Source organism: Hungatella sp., from assembly GCF_046966825.1.
The window spans coordinates 1-15,898 of sequence record NZ_JBKVCZ010000127.1; the positions used below are offsets into that span (position 1 = coordinate 1).

A 15,898-nucleotide genomic window follows, 5' to 3' on the forward strand; every position below is an offset into this window, starting at 1 on the left:
TTCCACAACAGCACATACCGCGGCAAGCCCGCGACAATCAAGCGCAACACATCAGGCGTGGTAGTTCCTGCCACGGATGAGTCGTCTTCAGGAGGCAGCACCATCGCCACCTCGGAGGGAGAGACATCACCTTCTGGCGGAACGGATATTCCGGCGACGACAGCGCCGACACAGCCGACTACGGCACAGCCCGATACGGTACCTGGACAGGGACCGGGAGAGCAGCCGACATCGGCAACCCAGCCAACCACGACTCAGGCGGTACAGCCGGAGGGGCCGGGCGGAAGCAGCTCGGGGCAGAACGTAGTTCCGCCGAGCCCGCTGAGCTAAAGGGCGATTTATGGACCGGATAGAATTTTTATCCGGTCTTTTTTTGCCTGAAAACGACAGGCTGCCCCCTGCAGCGGGCAGTTCCCGGTGTTTCGCAGAATTGTTCCTAAAATAGTACGTAATTTTCCATTTTTCTTATTTGCAATTTGTTAAATAATTGTTATAATAGTAAACAGGTCACTATCCCTTCGGGGAACCAAACTATACAATATTCACATTTGTAGGAGGAAATCAAAATGGCAAGAAAAATGAAAACCATGGATGGAAACCACGCAGCAGCACATGCATCTTATGCATTTACTGATGTAGCGGCTATCTATCCGATTACCCCATCCTCACCTATGGCGGAAGCTTCAGATGAATGGGCAACCGACGGAAGAACCAATATCTTCGGTCATACAGTACAGATTACAGAGATGCAGTCTGAGGCAGGTGCAGCAGGTGCTGTTCACGGATCCTTATCTGCAGGTGCGCTGACCACCACCTACACCGCATCCCAGGGTCTGTTATTAATGATCCCGAACCTTTATAAAATCGCAGGCGAGCAGTTACCGGGTGTATTCAACGTTTCCGCACGTGCAGTTGCAAGCCATGCTTTATCAATCTTTGGTGACCACTCCGACGTATACGCATGCCGTCAGACCGGCTGCGCAATGTTATGCGAATCCAGCGTTCAGGAAGTTATGGATTTAACTCCTGTTGCACATATGGCAGCTCTTGAAGGAAAAGTTCCGTTCATCAACTTCTTTGACGGTTTCCGTACATCTCATGAGATCCAGAAGGTGGAGACCTGGGATTACGAAGATTTAAAAGAGATGGTTGACATGGACGCAGTGGACGAGTTCCGTCGTCATGCATTAAATCCAAACCATCCTTGCCAGAGAGGTTCTGCTCAGAACCCGGATATCTTCTTCCAGGCAAGAGAAGCATGTAATCCATATTACGAAGCATTACCGGCTATCGTTCAGAAATACATGGACAAGGTCAATGCTAAGATCGGTACCGATTATAAGCTGTTCAACTACTACGGCGCTCCGGATGCAGAGCACGTAATCGTATCCATGGGTTCCGTAAACGATACAATCGAAGAGACCATCGACTACATGGTAGCACGGGGACAGAAGGTTGGTGTTGTGAAGGTTCGTCTTTACAGACCATTCTGCGCAGACGCTCTTGTTGAAGCAATCCCGGATACCGTTAAGACGATCTCCGTATTAGACAGAACAAAAGAGCCAGGATCCCTTGGCGAGCCGTTATACTTAGACGTAGTGGCAGCTTTAAGAGGAACCAAGTTCGATCAGGTTAAGATCTTAACCGGACGTTACGGCTTAGGCTCCAAGGATACAACACCGGCTCAGATCGTTGCTGTATTCGATAACGAGACAAAGACACCTTTCACCATCGGCATCAACGATGATGTTACTCATTTATCTCTTGAGACAGGTGCTCCGCTGGTTACTACTCCGGAAGGAACAACCAACTGTAAGTTCTGGGGTCTTGGCGCCGACGGTACGGTAGGTGCTAACAAGAACTCCATCAAGATCATCGGTGACAACACAGATATGTACGCTCAGGCTTACTTCGATTATGACTCCAAGAAGTCCGGCGGTGTTACCATGTCCCATTTACGTTTCGGACATAAGCCGATTAAATCTACCTATTTAATCCATAAGGCAAACTTCGTAGCATGCCACAATCCGTCCTATGTACGTAAGTACAATATGGTTCAGGAATTAGTGGACGGCGGTACATTCTTACTGAACTGCCCATGGGATGCAGAAGGCCTTGAGAAGCATTTACCTGGACAGGTTAAGAAGTTCATCGCTGATCACAACATCAACCTTTATACCATCGACGGTGTTAAGATCGGTATCGAAACCGGCATGGGCCCGACACGTATCAACACAATCTTACAGTCCGCATTCTTCGAGCTGACAGGAATCATTCCTGCTGAGAAGGCTAATGAACTGATGAAGGCAGCTGCAAAGGCTACCTACGGACGTAAGGGCGAAGACGTTGTTATGAAGAACTGGGCAGCGATCGATGCAGGCGCTAAGGGCGTTGTTAAGGTAGAGGTTCCGGAGAGCTGGAAGTCCTGCGAAGACGAAGGTCTTGACATGACTCACGCAGCCAGCGGCCGCAAGGACGTTGTAGACTTCGTTAACAACATCCAGGCTAAGGTCAGCGCTCAGGAGGGCGATTCCTTACCAGTATCCGCATTTACAGAGTATGTAGACGGTTCCACACCATCCGGTTCTTCCGCGTATGAGAAACGTGGTATCGCTGTTAATATTCCTAACTGGAATCCAGACAACTGTATCCAGTGTAACTTCTGTGCATACGTTTGTCCTCATGCAGTAATCCGTCCGGTTGCCATGACAGCTGAAGAGGCTGCACAGGCTCCAGAAGGAACAAAGATGCTTGATATGACAGGCATGCCTGGCTACAAGTTCTCCATGACAGTATCCGCTCTTGACTGTACCGGATGCGGCTCCTGTGCGAACGTATGTCCTGGCAAGAAGGGCGAGAAGGCTCTTACCATGGTCAACATGGAAGCAAACTACGCAGAATCTCAGAAGGTATATGACTTCGGTCAGACTCTTCCGATCAAGCAGGAAGTTATCGACAAATTCAAACCTACCACCGTTAAGGGAAGCCAGTTCAAACAGCCATTACTTGAATTCTCAGGCGCATGTGCGGGCTGTGGCGAGACTCCTTACGCAAAATTAATTACCCAGTTATTCGGTGACAGAATGTACATCGCCAACGCAACCGGATGTTCTTCTATCTGGGGCAACTCTTCACCGTCCACACCTTACACAGTAAACGAAAAGGGACAGGGTCCTGCATGGTCCAACTCCTTATTCGAGGATAACGCTGAGTTCGGTTACGGTATGTTATTAGCTCAGAACGCAATCAGAGACGGCTTAAAGGTAAAAGTTGAGTCCGTTATGAACTCTGAAGCAGCTTCTGAGGAAGTGAAAGCAGCATGCAAGGAATACTTAGATACCTTTACATGCGGCGCAACCAACGGTGCTGCAACCGATAAGTTAGTTGCTGCATTAGAAGGCTGTGACTGTGAGACCTGCAAAGCCATCGTGAAAGACAAAGATTTCTTAGGAAAGAAATCCCAGTGGGTATTCGGTGGTGACGGCTGGGCTTACGATATCGGATTCGGCGGTGTTGACCACGTTCTTGCAAGCGGCAAGGATATCAACATCATGGTATACGATACAGAGGTTTACTCCAACACAGGCGGACAGGCTTCCAAGGCTACCAAGACAGGCGCTGTTGCACAGTTCGCTGCCGGCGGTAAGGAAGTTAAGAAGAAAGACCTTGCAAGCATCGCAATGAGCTATGGCTATGTGTACGTAGCACAGATCTCCATGGGTGCTGACTATGCACAGACCGTTAAGGCCATTGCAGAGGCAGAGGCTTATCCGGGACCGTCCTTAATCATTGCTTACGCTCCATGTATCAACCATGGTATCAAGAAGGGCATGAGCAAGGCTCAGACAGAAGAGAAACTGGCTGTTGAGTGTGGATACTGGAATAACTTCCGTTTCAACCCGGCTGCTGAGAAGAAATTCTCTCTGGACAGCAAGGCTCCGACAGGAGATTATCAGGAATTCTTAAAGGGCGAGGTTCGTTACGCTTCCTTAGCTATGAAGAATCCTGAGAGAGCAGCTGATCTGTTCGCTAAGAACGAGGCAGATGCGAAGGAAAGATATGATTATCTGACAAAGCTTGTTACACTGTATGGTGATAAATAAGATTTGAAGGACTGCGCCCGGGCGGTATGCCCGGGCGTTTTTTTCATTTCACAGGATAGTTCTTTCTATGAAATAAAAACCCTCCGGGAGGATGTGCACTCCGCGCTAAGGAAGTATGGCCGCTGAAGCGACCGCGCTCCGGCGCGAGAGCCTGTCGAGCCGGACTCTTTCTTGTAGGAAAATGTGTCATGCCGGACTTTTATTAAGATTGGAGGAGTGATAATGGAATTTGGGATTACGATCCCTTTGCAGAGACAGCTGAAGATACCTGCCCCATTTTACGGGAGTGAGAGGGAGCTGTGCTACTGCTGGGAGTTACACGGGATTGTGCTTCAGGGAGGCCGGGCGCTGACGGCAGCCGGAGTCAGGGAACGCCTCACTCCCCTGGAATACTTAGAGCTGGATATGAGGCGGCTGGGGATCGTGAAGTGACACGAAAGAAGTCTTAGATTTTGGACGGATCCGGCGGATATTTTGTGTAATGTGATAAATTTCACGAAAATGGAAAAATACGGGGTAAAATGGAAAAATTTCGCTTGCAAATTCTTCGCACTGCGTGTAAATTATGTTGATGTAGCATCATACTTTTGTGGTGCGGTGAACAGAAAATCTGAATAAACAAGTGAGGACAGAAAACGATGGCAAAGAAGCAGACAAAGGATATGACAACCGGCTCGCCGATGAAGCTTATATTGAGCTTTTTGATTCCCATGCTGTTCGGTCTGCTGTTTCAGCAGCTGTATAATATGGTTGATACCATTATCGTTGGTAAGTATCTGGGCGTGAATGCGCTGGCGGCGGTGGGATCCACCGGCTCGATCAATTTTATGATTATCGGGTTCTGCGTCGGTGTGTGCAGCGGCTTTGCGATTCCGGTGGCACAGAAGTTCGGAGAAAAGAATGAGGTCGCGCTCCGGCGGTTTGTCGCCAACGGAGGCTGGCTGGCTCTGATCTTTGCGGTCGTGATGACAGCCGTGGTCTGTGTGCTGTGCCGGAATATCCTTATCTGGATGAATACGCCGGCGGACATTATCGACGGGGCGTACTCCTACATTTTTATCATATTTTTGGGAATACCGGCTACATACCTTTATAATATTCTGTCCGGAATTATCCGGTCTCTGGGGGACAGCACCACGCCGCTTATCTTTCTGCTGATGTCCTCGATTATGAATATTTTCCTGGATTTCTTTACGATTCTCGTCCTCCATATGGGCGTAGCGGGAGCCGCATGGGCGACGGTGATCTCCCAGGGCGTCTCCGGCGTTCTCTGTCTGCTCTACATGAGAAAGAAGTTTGCGATTTTAAAGATGCAGGGGGACGAGTGGAAGCCGGATAAGAATGCCATGATGACGCTGTGCGGCATGGGAATTCCCATGGGACTTCAGTATTCCATAACGGCCATCGGAAGCGTTATCTTACAGACCGCGGTCAATTCCCTGGGGTCAGTGGCGGTCGCATCTGTCACGGCAGGAGGAAAGATCAGTATGTTTTTCTGCTGCCCCTTTGACGCCATGGGGGCTACCATGGCTACCTACGGAGGCCAGAATATCGGAGCCAGAAAGCTGGACCGTATCGATAAGGGGATCAAGTCCTGTATTATCATCGGGGCTGTCTATTCGGTGATTGCGCTGGCCGGGCTCTATCTCTTCAGTGATGTGGTGGCGCTGCTGTTTGTGGATGCGGGGGAAGTGGAGATTTTAGCGAATACGAAGCAGTTTCTGGTTGCCAACAGCCTGTTCTATTTCCCATTGGCTCTCGTCAACATCGTGAGATTCATGATTCAGGGGCTGGGGTATTCGAAATTTGCCATCATCGCGGGAGTCTGTGAGATGGCGGCGCGGTCCTTTGTCGGATTCTGTCTCGTTCCGGTCTTTGGATACGCAGCTGTATGCTTTGCCAATCCCATCGCCTGGGTGGCGGCGGATCTGTTTCTGCTTCCGGCCTACCGCCATGTGATGGGGCGTCTGCGCAGGCTTTTGGGCAGAAATAATCAGAATGGGGACGCGGTTACGGCCTCTTAGAAAATATTTTGTAAAATTTAAGATAAATTTGCTCCGGTACAGGCACTGGGAAGATAAGGTGGAATAAACTTAAAGTATAATAAACATAAAAGAGGGGCAATATGGACACTTTATCTTATATGCAGAATGATGCAGATACACCCGTGATTCCGCTGCCAAACCCAGGCGAGGGCGGACCGGTGCCGGATGGAGAAGACGAGAGTAATTTCCCGGTAGCTCCGCTGCCGAATCCAGGCGAAGGCGGGCCTGTTCCTGATTTTGACGAGAGCCAGACTCCGGTGATTCCGCTGCCAAACCCCGGAGAGGGCGGACCGATTCCAACGTTTCCCGAGAGACCGAACAATGGGATCTGGGGTTCAATCATCACCGTTTTCCCGAGACCGATCATTCCCTGTTACTTCTGCAATACCACTCAGTACGGCGTCGTACGGTTCTTAAATGCCGCCGCCGGATATAATCCATTCATAATTTACATCAACAATCAGATGGTGGTAAACGGTCTGGACAACGCGGAGGTCAGCCAGTACGGCCGCGTATCCGCCGGTATGCAGACCGTCACCGTATCGGGACAGAACGGCTACGTCTACATCCAGAAGCAGATCAACGTACCGTTAAACGGCGCAATCACTGTAGCCATCATCAATACAAATACCGGTCTGGACTTAATGGAGATCACGGATATGAACTGCAACGGCGGAGTGAATACAGGATGCTTCCGCGTATGCAACTTATCCAATACGAACCGCAGCGTCAACGTCACGCTGAACGGCGGCGCGGTTACCTTCCGTAACGTGAATTACCGCGAAGTGACCAGCTTCCGATATCTGCCGGCCGGATACTATACGGTTTCCGTCTCCAACAGCTCGGCGTTTGCGGGAAGCCCGCTTCTGACCTCCAATATCTATATCAGGGGAAATGTCTCCTATACACTCTATGTGTTTAACTGGAACAATTCTCAGGATGCGATCAGGATTCTGATTGTGGAAGACAGACGAAATTAATGGATGACTCCTGTTACTGCTTTTTTAGCACCTCCGGTTGACAAACCGGGGGTGTTCGTGTATACTAGGTGTATTAGATGTATTAATACAGTATAGGAGGTGCCATATGATTCTGCTGGATTACAAAGACCGCAGACCGATTTACGAGCAGGTCGTGGAAAAGCTGCAGGACCTGATGATATGCGGTGTTCTGGAACAGGACAGCCAGCTTCCGTCGGTCAGGAGTCTGGCCACGGATTTGTCCATTAATCCCAACACGATACAGCGGGCTTATGCGGAGCTGGAGCGACGCGGCTTTATTTACTCCGTAAAGGGGCGGGGAAGCTTCGTATCGGATACGAGTTCCATCAGGGCTTTAAAGGTGAGCGAGCTGCGGAAAGAGCTGGGCGGCTGGCTCGGTGAGGCGAGGAACGCAGGGGTGACGGAGGATAAGGTTCACTGCTGGGTCGCCGAGGACTGGAAGGGACAAAAATCTATGGTAAGGGAGGAAGAGCAGCGTGATAAAAGCGGAGAATCTGACGAAACGGTTTGATGATATGATTGCCGTGGATCATATTAATGCAGAAATTAAGGACGCCTCCGTGTTCGGTTTAATCGGGACGAACGGGGCGGGGAAGAGCACATTTTTAAGGATGATGAGCGGCGTTTTAAAACCCGATGAGGGAAGCGTCACGATCGATGGGAAGAATGTATTCGAGAGGGAGGACGTCAAGCAGCGGTTCTTCTACATATCGGATGAACAGTATTTTTTCAGCAATGCGACTCCGCTGGAGATGATGGAGTTCTACAGCCGTGTCTATCCGAAGTTTGATAAGAACAGATTTCACAAGCTGCTGTCTGGTTTCGAATTAAACGGCAGGAGAAAGGTCAATACATTTTCCAAGGGTATGAAGAAGCAGCTGTCTGTGATCTGCGGAATCTGTGCGAATACGGATTATCTGTTCTGTGACGAGACGTTTGACGGCCTGGATCCTGTGATGAGGCAGGCGGTGAAGAGCATATTTGCAGGCGACATATCGGAGCGGAATCTGACTCCTATTATTGCTTCCCATAATCTGCGGGAGCTGGAGGATATCTGTGACCATGTGGGACTCCTTCACAAGGGAGGAATCCTGCTGTCCAAGGATTTGGATGATATGAAACTCAATATTCATAAGATTCAGTGCGTATTGAGAGAGGGAATGGACGCGGATGATCTGGTGGCATTCGACCGGCTTAAGACGGAGCGGCGAGGAAAGCTTATAACCATCACCGTGAGGGGAAGCCGGGAAGAGGCGGAATCTTTGATGGAGTCCTATCGTCCGGTATTTTATGAGATTATTCCATTGTCCCTGGAAGAGATATTTATCAGTGAGACGGAGGTGGCAGGATATGACATCAAAAAACTTATTCTTTAATCTGATGAAAGAGGACTTGAAGCGGCGCCTCTGGGCGGTGGCTCTCACCTTCTTAACCTTCTTCTTTGCGCTGCCGGTGGCTACGGCTTTGAGTCTCAGCGGCAGCAGAAACATGGAGGAAACGTACTACGGCCTGATGTATGGCGCCCGGTCGATCCTCGGCTTTCAAAATGGATTCATAGCAGTGATTATCGTGCTGCTGTCACTGATTCTGGGCGTGACCAGTTTTTCCTGGCTGCATTCCAGAAAAAAAGTGGATTTCTACCACTCGCTTCCGGTAAAGCGTGAAAAACTGTTTTTTGTGAATTATCTGGACGGAGTGCTGATCCTGTTTTCTACATATGCGGTCAATTTACTGCTGGGCTTACTGGTTGCCCTGGTGAACGGAATCGTCCCCGGGGACATCGTCCCGGAGGCTTTGGGGGCGTTTGGCTTCCTTCTGCTTCACTTTATCATGCTGTATTCCGTGACCGTGCTGGCCATGGTGATGACCGGCAATATCCTGGTGGGAATCCTGGGAACCGGCGTGTTCCATCTGTATTTTCCGGCGCTGCTCCTGCTTCTGGATGCCCTGTATCAGGAATTCTTTAAGACCAGCTATAACGGCGGAAGCAGTATCACATACAAGCTGCTCGATAAATGCTCTGCGCTGACGCTGTATATCAGCAACTATTCGGCATTTATGGATGGGGCGAAGAGCGGAAGCCTTATATTAAGGATTTGCGCAGTGATTCTCATCATCGTAGCGGTAACGGCGGCAGCGGTTCTGCTTTACCGTGTGAGAGGTTCGGAGGCGGCTGGAAAGGCTATGGCGTTTAAGGTAAGCCAGCCAGTTATCCGCATTCCGATTGTAATCCTCTCCGCACTCTGTGGTGGACTGTTCTTCTGGTATCTGCATGACAGTATCGGATGGGCGGTGTTTGGACTGGTCTGCGGCCTGCTGCTGTCACACTGTATAATCGAAATCATTTACCACTTTGATTTCCGGAAGCTGTTCTCCAGCAGGATTTCCATGGCGGTGTGTGCACTTGCCGCGGCGCTGATATTCTGTGGGTTCCGCTTTGACTTATTTGGCTACGACAAGTACATTCCGAAGCAGTCGGATCTGGAATCCGTGGCAGTCTCCCTGACGAATATGGAGTACTGGGTGGACTACGGAAGTGCGAAAATGGACGATGAAGAAGATTATTACTGGGATTACGAGTCTTCCGACACGTACATCTTCTCCCGTATGCAGCTTACCGATATGGACACGGCGCTGACTCTCGTCTCCAAGGCGGTCAGCCAGGTGGAAAAAGAGAAAAAGCGTCAGTATCAATGGGATTCTGAGGATGGAGATCATTACGTCAGCTTCTCTGTGAAGTTTAAACTGAAGAATGGCAGAGAAGTGTACCGTTCCTATGCTGTTTACGGTGATGAGGAGTACGATCTCATCAGGAAGATCTATGACAGCCGGGATTACCGCATGGCGGCTTATCCGGTGATGGAACAGACTCCGGAGAATACAGGAAAGATTAAGGTAGCACAGAACAGCTGGACCGGAGAGGTGACCCGTGGCAGCAGCAAAGAGGGGACGGATTACGTCGATCTGATACTCCGAACCTATCAGGAGGAGATGGCAGGCCTGACTTCAGACGTGATGGAGCAGCAAAATCCGATCGCCCAGATTCAGTTTATGACTGACGTACAGGTGCAGGCGGAAAAATCAAAGGAGAAGAACGGTTATTCCTGGAGATACAACAATGTGACGGACAGGGGCTACTACCCGGTATACCCGTCCTTTCAGAAGACCATCGGACTGCTGGAGGACTGCGGCATCAGGCTGACTACTGTGACCGATACGGGTGAGGTGATAAGAGCCGATATTGACCTCTTTCAGCTGACGAAGAAGGACGACTCAAGATACTATGACAAGGATATCACTTCCCAGATTATAATTACGGATAAAGAGGAACTGGCGGCTCTAATGGAGACGGCCAGACTGGATGATTATTCGAATATGAACCCATTCTGTGAAAGGGATGATCGGATCACCTTTGAAGCGGTGGTGAAAAGCAGCAGCGGGCAGATCAGCCACGAGTACAGCATCCGGAGAGCAGATTTGCCGGAATTCTTAAAGGCTGACTCGGAGCGTATTAACTTAGAAGTGGAAACAGTCTCTGATTGACTTTTTCCTCCAATGACGATAAAATAGTAAAAGTGACAAGTCAAAGGAGGAACTACGTATGGCATTTTTGGAAGAATTGGGAAAGACCCTTACGGATACCGGTAAAGAAGTGGCCACAAAGGCAAAGGCACTTACGGAGACGATACAGTTAAAGACGCAGATCAGCACGGAGAAGACGAAGCTGGAGGAAGCCTATGCCGCCATCGGACGGATCTATTATGAATCCAACCGTGAGCCGGAAGAGGCCTATGCCAAGGTATACGATGCTGTCAAGGCGTGCAGGGAACGGATCGCAGCCCTGGAGATTGAACTGACCCAGAGCGAAGGCAGCCGGATCTGTGCGGTCTGCGGCGCAAAGGTTCCGAAGGATTCCTTATACTGCGGCAAATGCGGTGCTTCGATTAAGGAAGAAGCGGCGGAAAGCGAAGACGTGGATGCTGCTGCGGAAGAACAGGCGGCTTCAGAGGAAGAAGCTGAGCGCCCGGCCGGCGTTCCTGCGGCGGAAGAAGACGCATTTGTTCCGACGGAAGAGTATTAAACATAATCAAAAAGAGTGAAGGTATCAGGAGTGCTGTGCGGGAGACCGTATGGCACTCTGTTTTTTTGTCAGGTTCATAGCCCGTTTTTAACATTTTTCCTAAATTTTGCAAACAGGTATGTAAATTTCAAGTAAAGTGTGGTAGACTAAATCCGATTCTAAAGAAATGAAGTACGATGAGGTACAAAGGAGATCCGCCATGAAGGCATATGGGAAACGGCTGGGGAAGATTGTGATTCTGGCAGCTGTTTTAAATTTTTTGATCGAGTTTATCAGCAGGAAGTCGTTTGCAGTGCTTTTGGCCTATGTGTTGGAAAGTCCGCTGGTCTTCCTTTTGAATACATGCATTATCGCCCTGCCGTTTACGGTGCTGTTTCTTACGAGGCGCAGGGTGTTTGTGGCAATCGTGCTGTCGATTGTCTGGCTGGGAATGGGAGTCGTGAACGGGATACTCCTGATTTTCCGGACGACTCCGTTTACAGCGGCGGATTTCAGGCTGATCAAGTACGCGGCTAATATTGCGACCACGTATTTCACCTGGATGCAGCTGGTTATGATAGCGGTGGCCCTGGTGGTGGTGACGGTCTTCTGCGTGTTTGTGTGGCGGATTGCACCGGTCGGCCGGGAAAAGGTCAATTACGTCAAGGGCTCGGCGGTTGTGGGGATCAGCGCGGCGGTGGTTCTGGGACTGACGACAGCTGCCATGAACACCGGGCTGGTGGCGGTGCGTTTCGGCAATATCGGAGCGGCGTTTCAGGCATACGGGTTCCCCTACTGTTTTGCCAATTCCATGTTCAACACGGGAATCTCCAAGCCGGAAGACTATGGTACGGAGACGATCGAGGTGATTAAGGCGGAGGAGCTGGTTCCGGAAAATACATATGCGGTCTCGGCCAGTACGAAGCCGAATGTCATTATGATCCAGCTGGAGTCCTTTTTCGACCCGCTTCTGTGGAAGAAGAATCCGGTGACGGGCAATCCGGAATCCGGTGGGGCGGAAAATTATGATCCCATCCCATTTTTCCACCAGCTGCAGAAAAATTATCCCCATGGATATTTGAATGTGCCTTCCGTAGGTGCGGGGACGGCCAATACGGAATTTGAAGCCATCACGGGTATGAATCTGGATTTTTTCGGACCGGGCGAGTATCCTTATAAAACCGTGCTGAAAAAGACCTCCTGCGAGAGTGTGGCCTTTGATTTAAAGAATCTGGGCTACTCGGCCCACGCCATCCACAACAACGAGGCGACCTTCTATGACAGGAACAATGTGTTCGCGCAGATCGGGTTCGATACGTTTACGCCTATTGAATACATGAACAATATCGAGAGAAATCCGGCCGGTTGGTGCAAGGACAAGATCCTGGTGAAGGAGATTATAGGGACGCTGGATTCCACAGAGGGGCCTGATTTTATCTATACCATATCGGTGCAGGGCCATGGAAAGTATCCGGATTTTAAGTATTACTGTGAACAGATCAGTGAGATGGATGATTTTATCCGTTCACTTGTCAATACCCTTCGCACGAGGGAGGAACCCATCGTACTTGTGATGTACGGAGACCACCTTCCCAGCTTTGAATGGACGGAGGATGAGATGATCAACAAATCCCTGTATCAGACGGAGTATGTGGTCTGGAACAACATGAATCTTCCGAAGAAGAAGGTGGATGTGGAGGCGTATCAGCTGGCCGCCCACGTACTGGATATGCTGGGGATTCATGAGGGAACCATGATGCGGTTCCATCAGAACTATCTGGATGGCGGCATGGAGGATGAGGAGACGTATCTGGCCGATATGAAGGCGCTGGAATACGATATCCTGTACGGAGACAGGGAGGTGTACGGCGGGGAAAATCCCTACCAGACCACGGATTTACAGATGGGAATCGATCCCATCACCATTGATGATATTGTGTATAACGATTCCAATATTCTGGTGTACGGTGAGAATTTTACACCGTATTCCAAAATCTGCCTGGACGGAAAGGCGGTGGAGACCACATTCGTGTGGCCGGAACTGATCATTGCCAGGAATATTCCGGAGAAAAAAGTCACGGATGCCGATATTACGGTTTGGCAGATTGGAAGGGACAAGATTCCGCTGGGAGAGGGAGTCAGGGAAAAGGGGAAAGAATCATGAGCGACGACAGGGAATTGAAGGCAGTGTGCCGGGCATTTGAGAATAACGGAAATATACCCAGGGAGTATACCGGCTTTGGCAGAGATATATCACCGGAATTTGAGTTAAAGAATCTCTGTGAGAATGCGGTTTCGATTGCCGTGATTATGGATGATCTGGATATCCCGTTTATCCCGGCTTATAATCACTGGCTGATCTGGAATCTTCCGGCAATGGCCGTGATTCCGGAAAATATCCCCTGTGGAGCGGTTGTAAAAGAACTGGGAAATGCCGTGCAGGGGCGCGGGTATGGAAAAAACAGATACCGGGGACCGAAGCAGCCTGTTTTTGTGAGAAATACGCACAGATATGTTTTTCGGTTTTACGTCCTTGACTGCCTTCTTCCGCTGGAGGAAACTGCGGGGAAAAAGGAGCTGCTGAATGCGATGGAAGGGCATGTGCTGCAAAAAGGGGAGCTGTGCGGGAAGTATAAGCGGGGGAGGTAGGAGAGGAAACAGGCTGGAAATCGGTCGAAGATCAATCTGTTAAAAAAAGAATGCCTGAAGCAAACCCAGGGATCATACGTTGATCCTGTCTGCTTCAGGCATTCTTTTTATTGCGATCCGTATTTAAATTTTAATCAACTCGTATTCCTTATTTCCAAGACCGATTTTTACGCCGTGTTCTACTGCGGTTTTCCAGTTGGTATCCGGGTGAACGTCTGTAAAGTGGTCGTGGTGCTCGCTGCCGTGCTTTTCCAGAATGCTTCCCGCAATAACCGGCTGGCTGTTGACGGCGTCCACACAGGCCATATCGAGGGCCACCGGATCGAAGGAGGCGAACATGCCGACATTGGGAATAATCGGGATATCGTTCTCGGAGTGGCAGTCACAGTTTGGTGAGACGTCTGTAACGAGGCTGATATGGAAGCAGGGGCGGTCCTTCACGACTGCATACGTGTATTCCGCGATCTTGCAGTTTAAGATGTCGTTGGACTCATCACAGTCTGTCTCCACGGCATCTACCGGACAGACTCCGACACAGCGTCCGCAGCCGACACAGCGATTGTGATCGATAGACGCCTTTTTCTCCTGGAAGGAGATGGCTCCGTGCGCACAGTTTTTCTCGCAGGCGTGACAGCCGACACAGGTATCCTGCGCGACGTGGGGCTTCCCGGCGTTATGCATCTCCATCTTGCCGGCGCGGGAACCGCAGCCCATGCCGATGTTCTTTAAGGTGCCCCCGAAACCGGTGCTCTCATGGCCTTTGAAATGGGTCAGGGAGATGAAAATATCGGCATCCATGACGGCGCGTCCGATCTTTGCTTCCTTTATGTAGTCACCATCGATGGGGACCAGAGCCTCATCGGTACCCTTTAAGCCGTCGGCGATCAGAACGTGGCAGCCGGTTGAGAAGGGGGAAAAACCATTCTCGTAAGCGGTGTTGAGGTGATCCAGGGCATTCTTGCGGCTTCCGACGTACAGCGTGTTGCAGTCGGTCAGAAACGGTTTTCCGCCGTTTTCACGTACCAGGTCTGCGACGACCTTTGCGTAGTTGGGACGGAGAAAAGATAAGTTGCCCAGTTCTCCGAAATGGATCTTGATTGCCGCGTATTTGTTCTGAAAATCAATCTGCTCCATGCCGGCAGTTTTAATAAGCCTCTTTAGCTTCTGCGGCAGATTTTCTGAAAATGTGGTGTGAAAATTCGTATAGTAAACCTTTGATTTATCCATGTGCACCTCCTGTGCGTGATTGATAAAATTTTCCATTTAGATATTATACTGTAAATGGGTGAGGAGTTCAAGATGTTTTCTTTGTTTCCGCAACTCCGGCAGCCGGGATATTGAATTATGGAAAATTTTGTGATAAACTAGGGAGAAAATATGACTTAACAACACAGGAGGAAGAATCATGAGCCAGAATAAGCGTTCCAGAGAGACAGTTTGTATTCAGGGCGGATGGCAGCCGAAGAGCGGAGAACCCAGAGTACTTCCGATCTATCAGAGTACTACATTTAAATATGATGACAGCGATAAGATGGGCAGACTGTTCGATCTGGAGGACGAGGGATATTTCTATACCCGCTTAGCCAATCCGACGAACGACGCGGTAGCATCGAAAATATGTGAGCTGGAGGGCGGCGTGGCCGCGATGCTGACATCCTCAGGACAGGCAGCGTCATTTTTCTCTATTTTAAATATCTGCGGGGAGGGAGATCACGTGATCAGTTCTGCGGCAATCTACGGCGGAACGACCAATCTCTTTACCGTGACACTTAAGAAACTTGGAATTGATTCGACTCTGGTGGATCCGGATGCGACAGAGGAAGAGCTGGAGAAGGCATTTAAGCCGAATACGAAGGCGGTATTTGGTGAGACTATCGCCAATCCGGCCCTGGTGGTTCTGGATATTGAAAAGTTTGCGAGGGCAGCACACAGACACGGCGTGCCGCTGATTATTGACAATACGTTTGCAACTCCGATCAACTGCCGTCCGTTCGAGTGGGGCGCGGATATCGTGACCCATTCTACCACAAAGTACATGGA

Annotated in this window: 12 protein-coding genes and 1 pseudogene; 12 read left to right on the forward strand and 1 reads right to left on the reverse strand. The window is 49.9% G+C overall.

The features are described from left to right. The 11 genes and pseudogenes from ACLTD4_RS26785 to ACLTD4_RS26835 all read left to right on the forward strand — a co-directional run. A pseudogene (locus tag ACLTD4_RS26785) lies at positions 1 to 330 on the forward strand (vanomycin resistance protein VanB); the annotation flags it as partial. A 236-nt stretch (positions 331 to 566) separates the two neighbouring features. Then, positions 567 to 4,103: a pyruvate:ferredoxin (flavodoxin) oxidoreductase gene (nifJ, locus tag ACLTD4_RS26790; protein WP_117622784.1), complete on the forward strand. Its 3,537-nt coding sequence runs from the start codon at positions 567 to 569 to the stop codon at positions 4,101 to 4,103. Positions 4,104 to 4,325: 222 nt separating this feature from the next. After that, positions 4,326 to 4,535, forward strand: coding sequence for a hypothetical protein (locus ACLTD4_RS26795; protein ID WP_117622783.1), 210 nt, complete (start codon positions 4,326 to 4,328; stop codon positions 4,533 to 4,535). Between the two features lie 206 nt (positions 4,536 to 4,741). Continuing rightward, positions 4,742 to 6,127, forward strand: coding sequence for an MATE family efflux transporter (locus tag ACLTD4_RS26800; RefSeq protein WP_117622782.1), 1,386 nt, complete (start codon positions 4,742 to 4,744; stop codon positions 6,125 to 6,127). Positions 6,128 to 6,228: 101 nt separating this feature from the next. Next, complete coding sequence (locus tag ACLTD4_RS26805) at positions 6,229 to 7,128, forward strand: DUF4397 domain-containing protein (RefSeq protein WP_055655814.1); 900 nt, start codon at positions 6,229 to 6,231, stop codon at positions 7,126 to 7,128. A 106-nt stretch (positions 7,129 to 7,234) separates the two neighbouring features. Continuing rightward, entirely contained in the window at positions 7,235 to 7,660 is a 426-nt protein-coding gene (locus ACLTD4_RS26810) for a GntR family transcriptional regulator (RefSeq protein WP_002600065.1), read from the forward strand. Continuing rightward, positions 7,626 to 8,525 (forward strand): ABC transporter ATP-binding protein, encoded by a 900-nt coding sequence (locus ACLTD4_RS26815; RefSeq protein ID WP_002600064.1) that lies wholly within the window; start codon positions 7,626 to 7,628, stop codon positions 8,523 to 8,525. Before ACLTD4_RS26810 ends, ACLTD4_RS26815 begins: the two co-directional genes overlap by 35 nt. Next, a complete protein-coding gene (locus ACLTD4_RS26820; protein WP_117634170.1) occupies positions 8,500 to 10,692 on the forward strand; it encodes a DUF6449 domain-containing protein in 2,193 nt (730 codons plus the stop codon). Before ACLTD4_RS26815 ends, ACLTD4_RS26820 begins: the two co-directional genes overlap by 26 nt. A 58-nt stretch (positions 10,693 to 10,750) precedes the next feature. Further along, positions 10,751 to 11,230: a zinc ribbon domain-containing protein gene (locus ACLTD4_RS26825; protein WP_002600062.1), complete on the forward strand. Its 480-nt coding sequence runs from the start codon at positions 10,751 to 10,753 to the stop codon at positions 11,228 to 11,230. 199 nt (positions 11,231 to 11,429) lie between these two features. Further along, positions 11,430 to 13,373 carry an LTA synthase family protein gene (locus ACLTD4_RS26830; RefSeq protein ID WP_117622781.1) on the forward strand — a complete coding sequence of 648 codons (1,944 nt, stop codon included), beginning with the start codon at positions 11,430 to 11,432 and terminating at the stop codon, positions 13,371 to 13,373. After that, positions 13,370 to 13,858: a YbhB/YbcL family Raf kinase inhibitor-like protein gene (locus tag ACLTD4_RS26835; protein ID WP_117622780.1), complete on the forward strand. Its 489-nt coding sequence runs from the start codon at positions 13,370 to 13,372 to the stop codon at positions 13,856 to 13,858. Before ACLTD4_RS26830 ends, ACLTD4_RS26835 begins: the two co-directional genes overlap by 4 nt. A 123-nt stretch (positions 13,859 to 13,981) precedes the next feature. Here ACLTD4_RS26835 and ACLTD4_RS26840 read toward each other — a convergent pair whose 3' ends face one another. After that, positions 13,982 to 15,085: a DUF362 domain-containing protein gene (locus tag ACLTD4_RS26840; protein ID WP_117622779.1), complete on the reverse strand. Its 1,104-nt coding sequence runs from the start codon at positions 15,083 to 15,085 to the stop codon at positions 13,982 to 13,984. A gap of 178 nt (positions 15,086 to 15,263) precedes the next feature. Between ACLTD4_RS26840 and ACLTD4_RS26845 the strand changes: the two genes are divergently transcribed. After that, positions 15,264 to 15,898: PLP-dependent transferase (locus ACLTD4_RS26845; RefSeq protein WP_412331703.1), on the forward strand; the 635-nt coding region annotated here is incomplete at its 3' end.

Coding starts and splice junctions, on each gene's coding strand:
- nifJ (WP_117622784.1), top strand. CDS start 567: ATGGCAAGAAAAATGAAAACCATGGATGGAAACCACGCAGCAGCACAT.
- ACLTD4_RS26795 (WP_117622783.1), top strand. CDS start 4,326: ATGGAATTTGGGATTACGATCCCTTTGCAGAGACAGCTGAAGATACCT.
- ACLTD4_RS26800 (WP_117622782.1), top strand. CDS start 4,742: ATGGCAAAGAAGCAGACAAAGGATATGACAACCGGCTCGCCGATGAAG.
- ACLTD4_RS26805 (WP_055655814.1), top strand. CDS start 6,229: ATGGACACTTTATCTTATATGCAGAATGATGCAGATACACCCGTGATT.
- ACLTD4_RS26810 (WP_002600065.1), top strand. CDS start 7,235: ATGATTCTGCTGGATTACAAAGACCGCAGACCGATTTACGAGCAGGTC.
- ACLTD4_RS26820 (WP_117634170.1), top strand. CDS start 8,500: ATGACATCAAAAAACTTATTCTTTAATCTGATGAAAGAGGACTTGAAG.
- ACLTD4_RS26825 (WP_002600062.1), top strand. CDS start 10,751: ATGGCATTTTTGGAAGAATTGGGAAAGACCCTTACGGATACCGGTAAA.
- ACLTD4_RS26830 (WP_117622781.1), top strand. CDS start 11,430: ATGAAGGCATATGGGAAACGGCTGGGGAAGATTGTGATTCTGGCAGCT.
- ACLTD4_RS26835 (WP_117622780.1), top strand. CDS start 13,370: ATGAGCGACGACAGGGAATTGAAGGCAGTGTGCCGGGCATTTGAGAAT.
- ACLTD4_RS26840 (WP_117622779.1), bottom strand. CDS start 15,085: ATGGATAAATCAAAGGTTTACTATACGAATTTTCACACCACATTTTCA.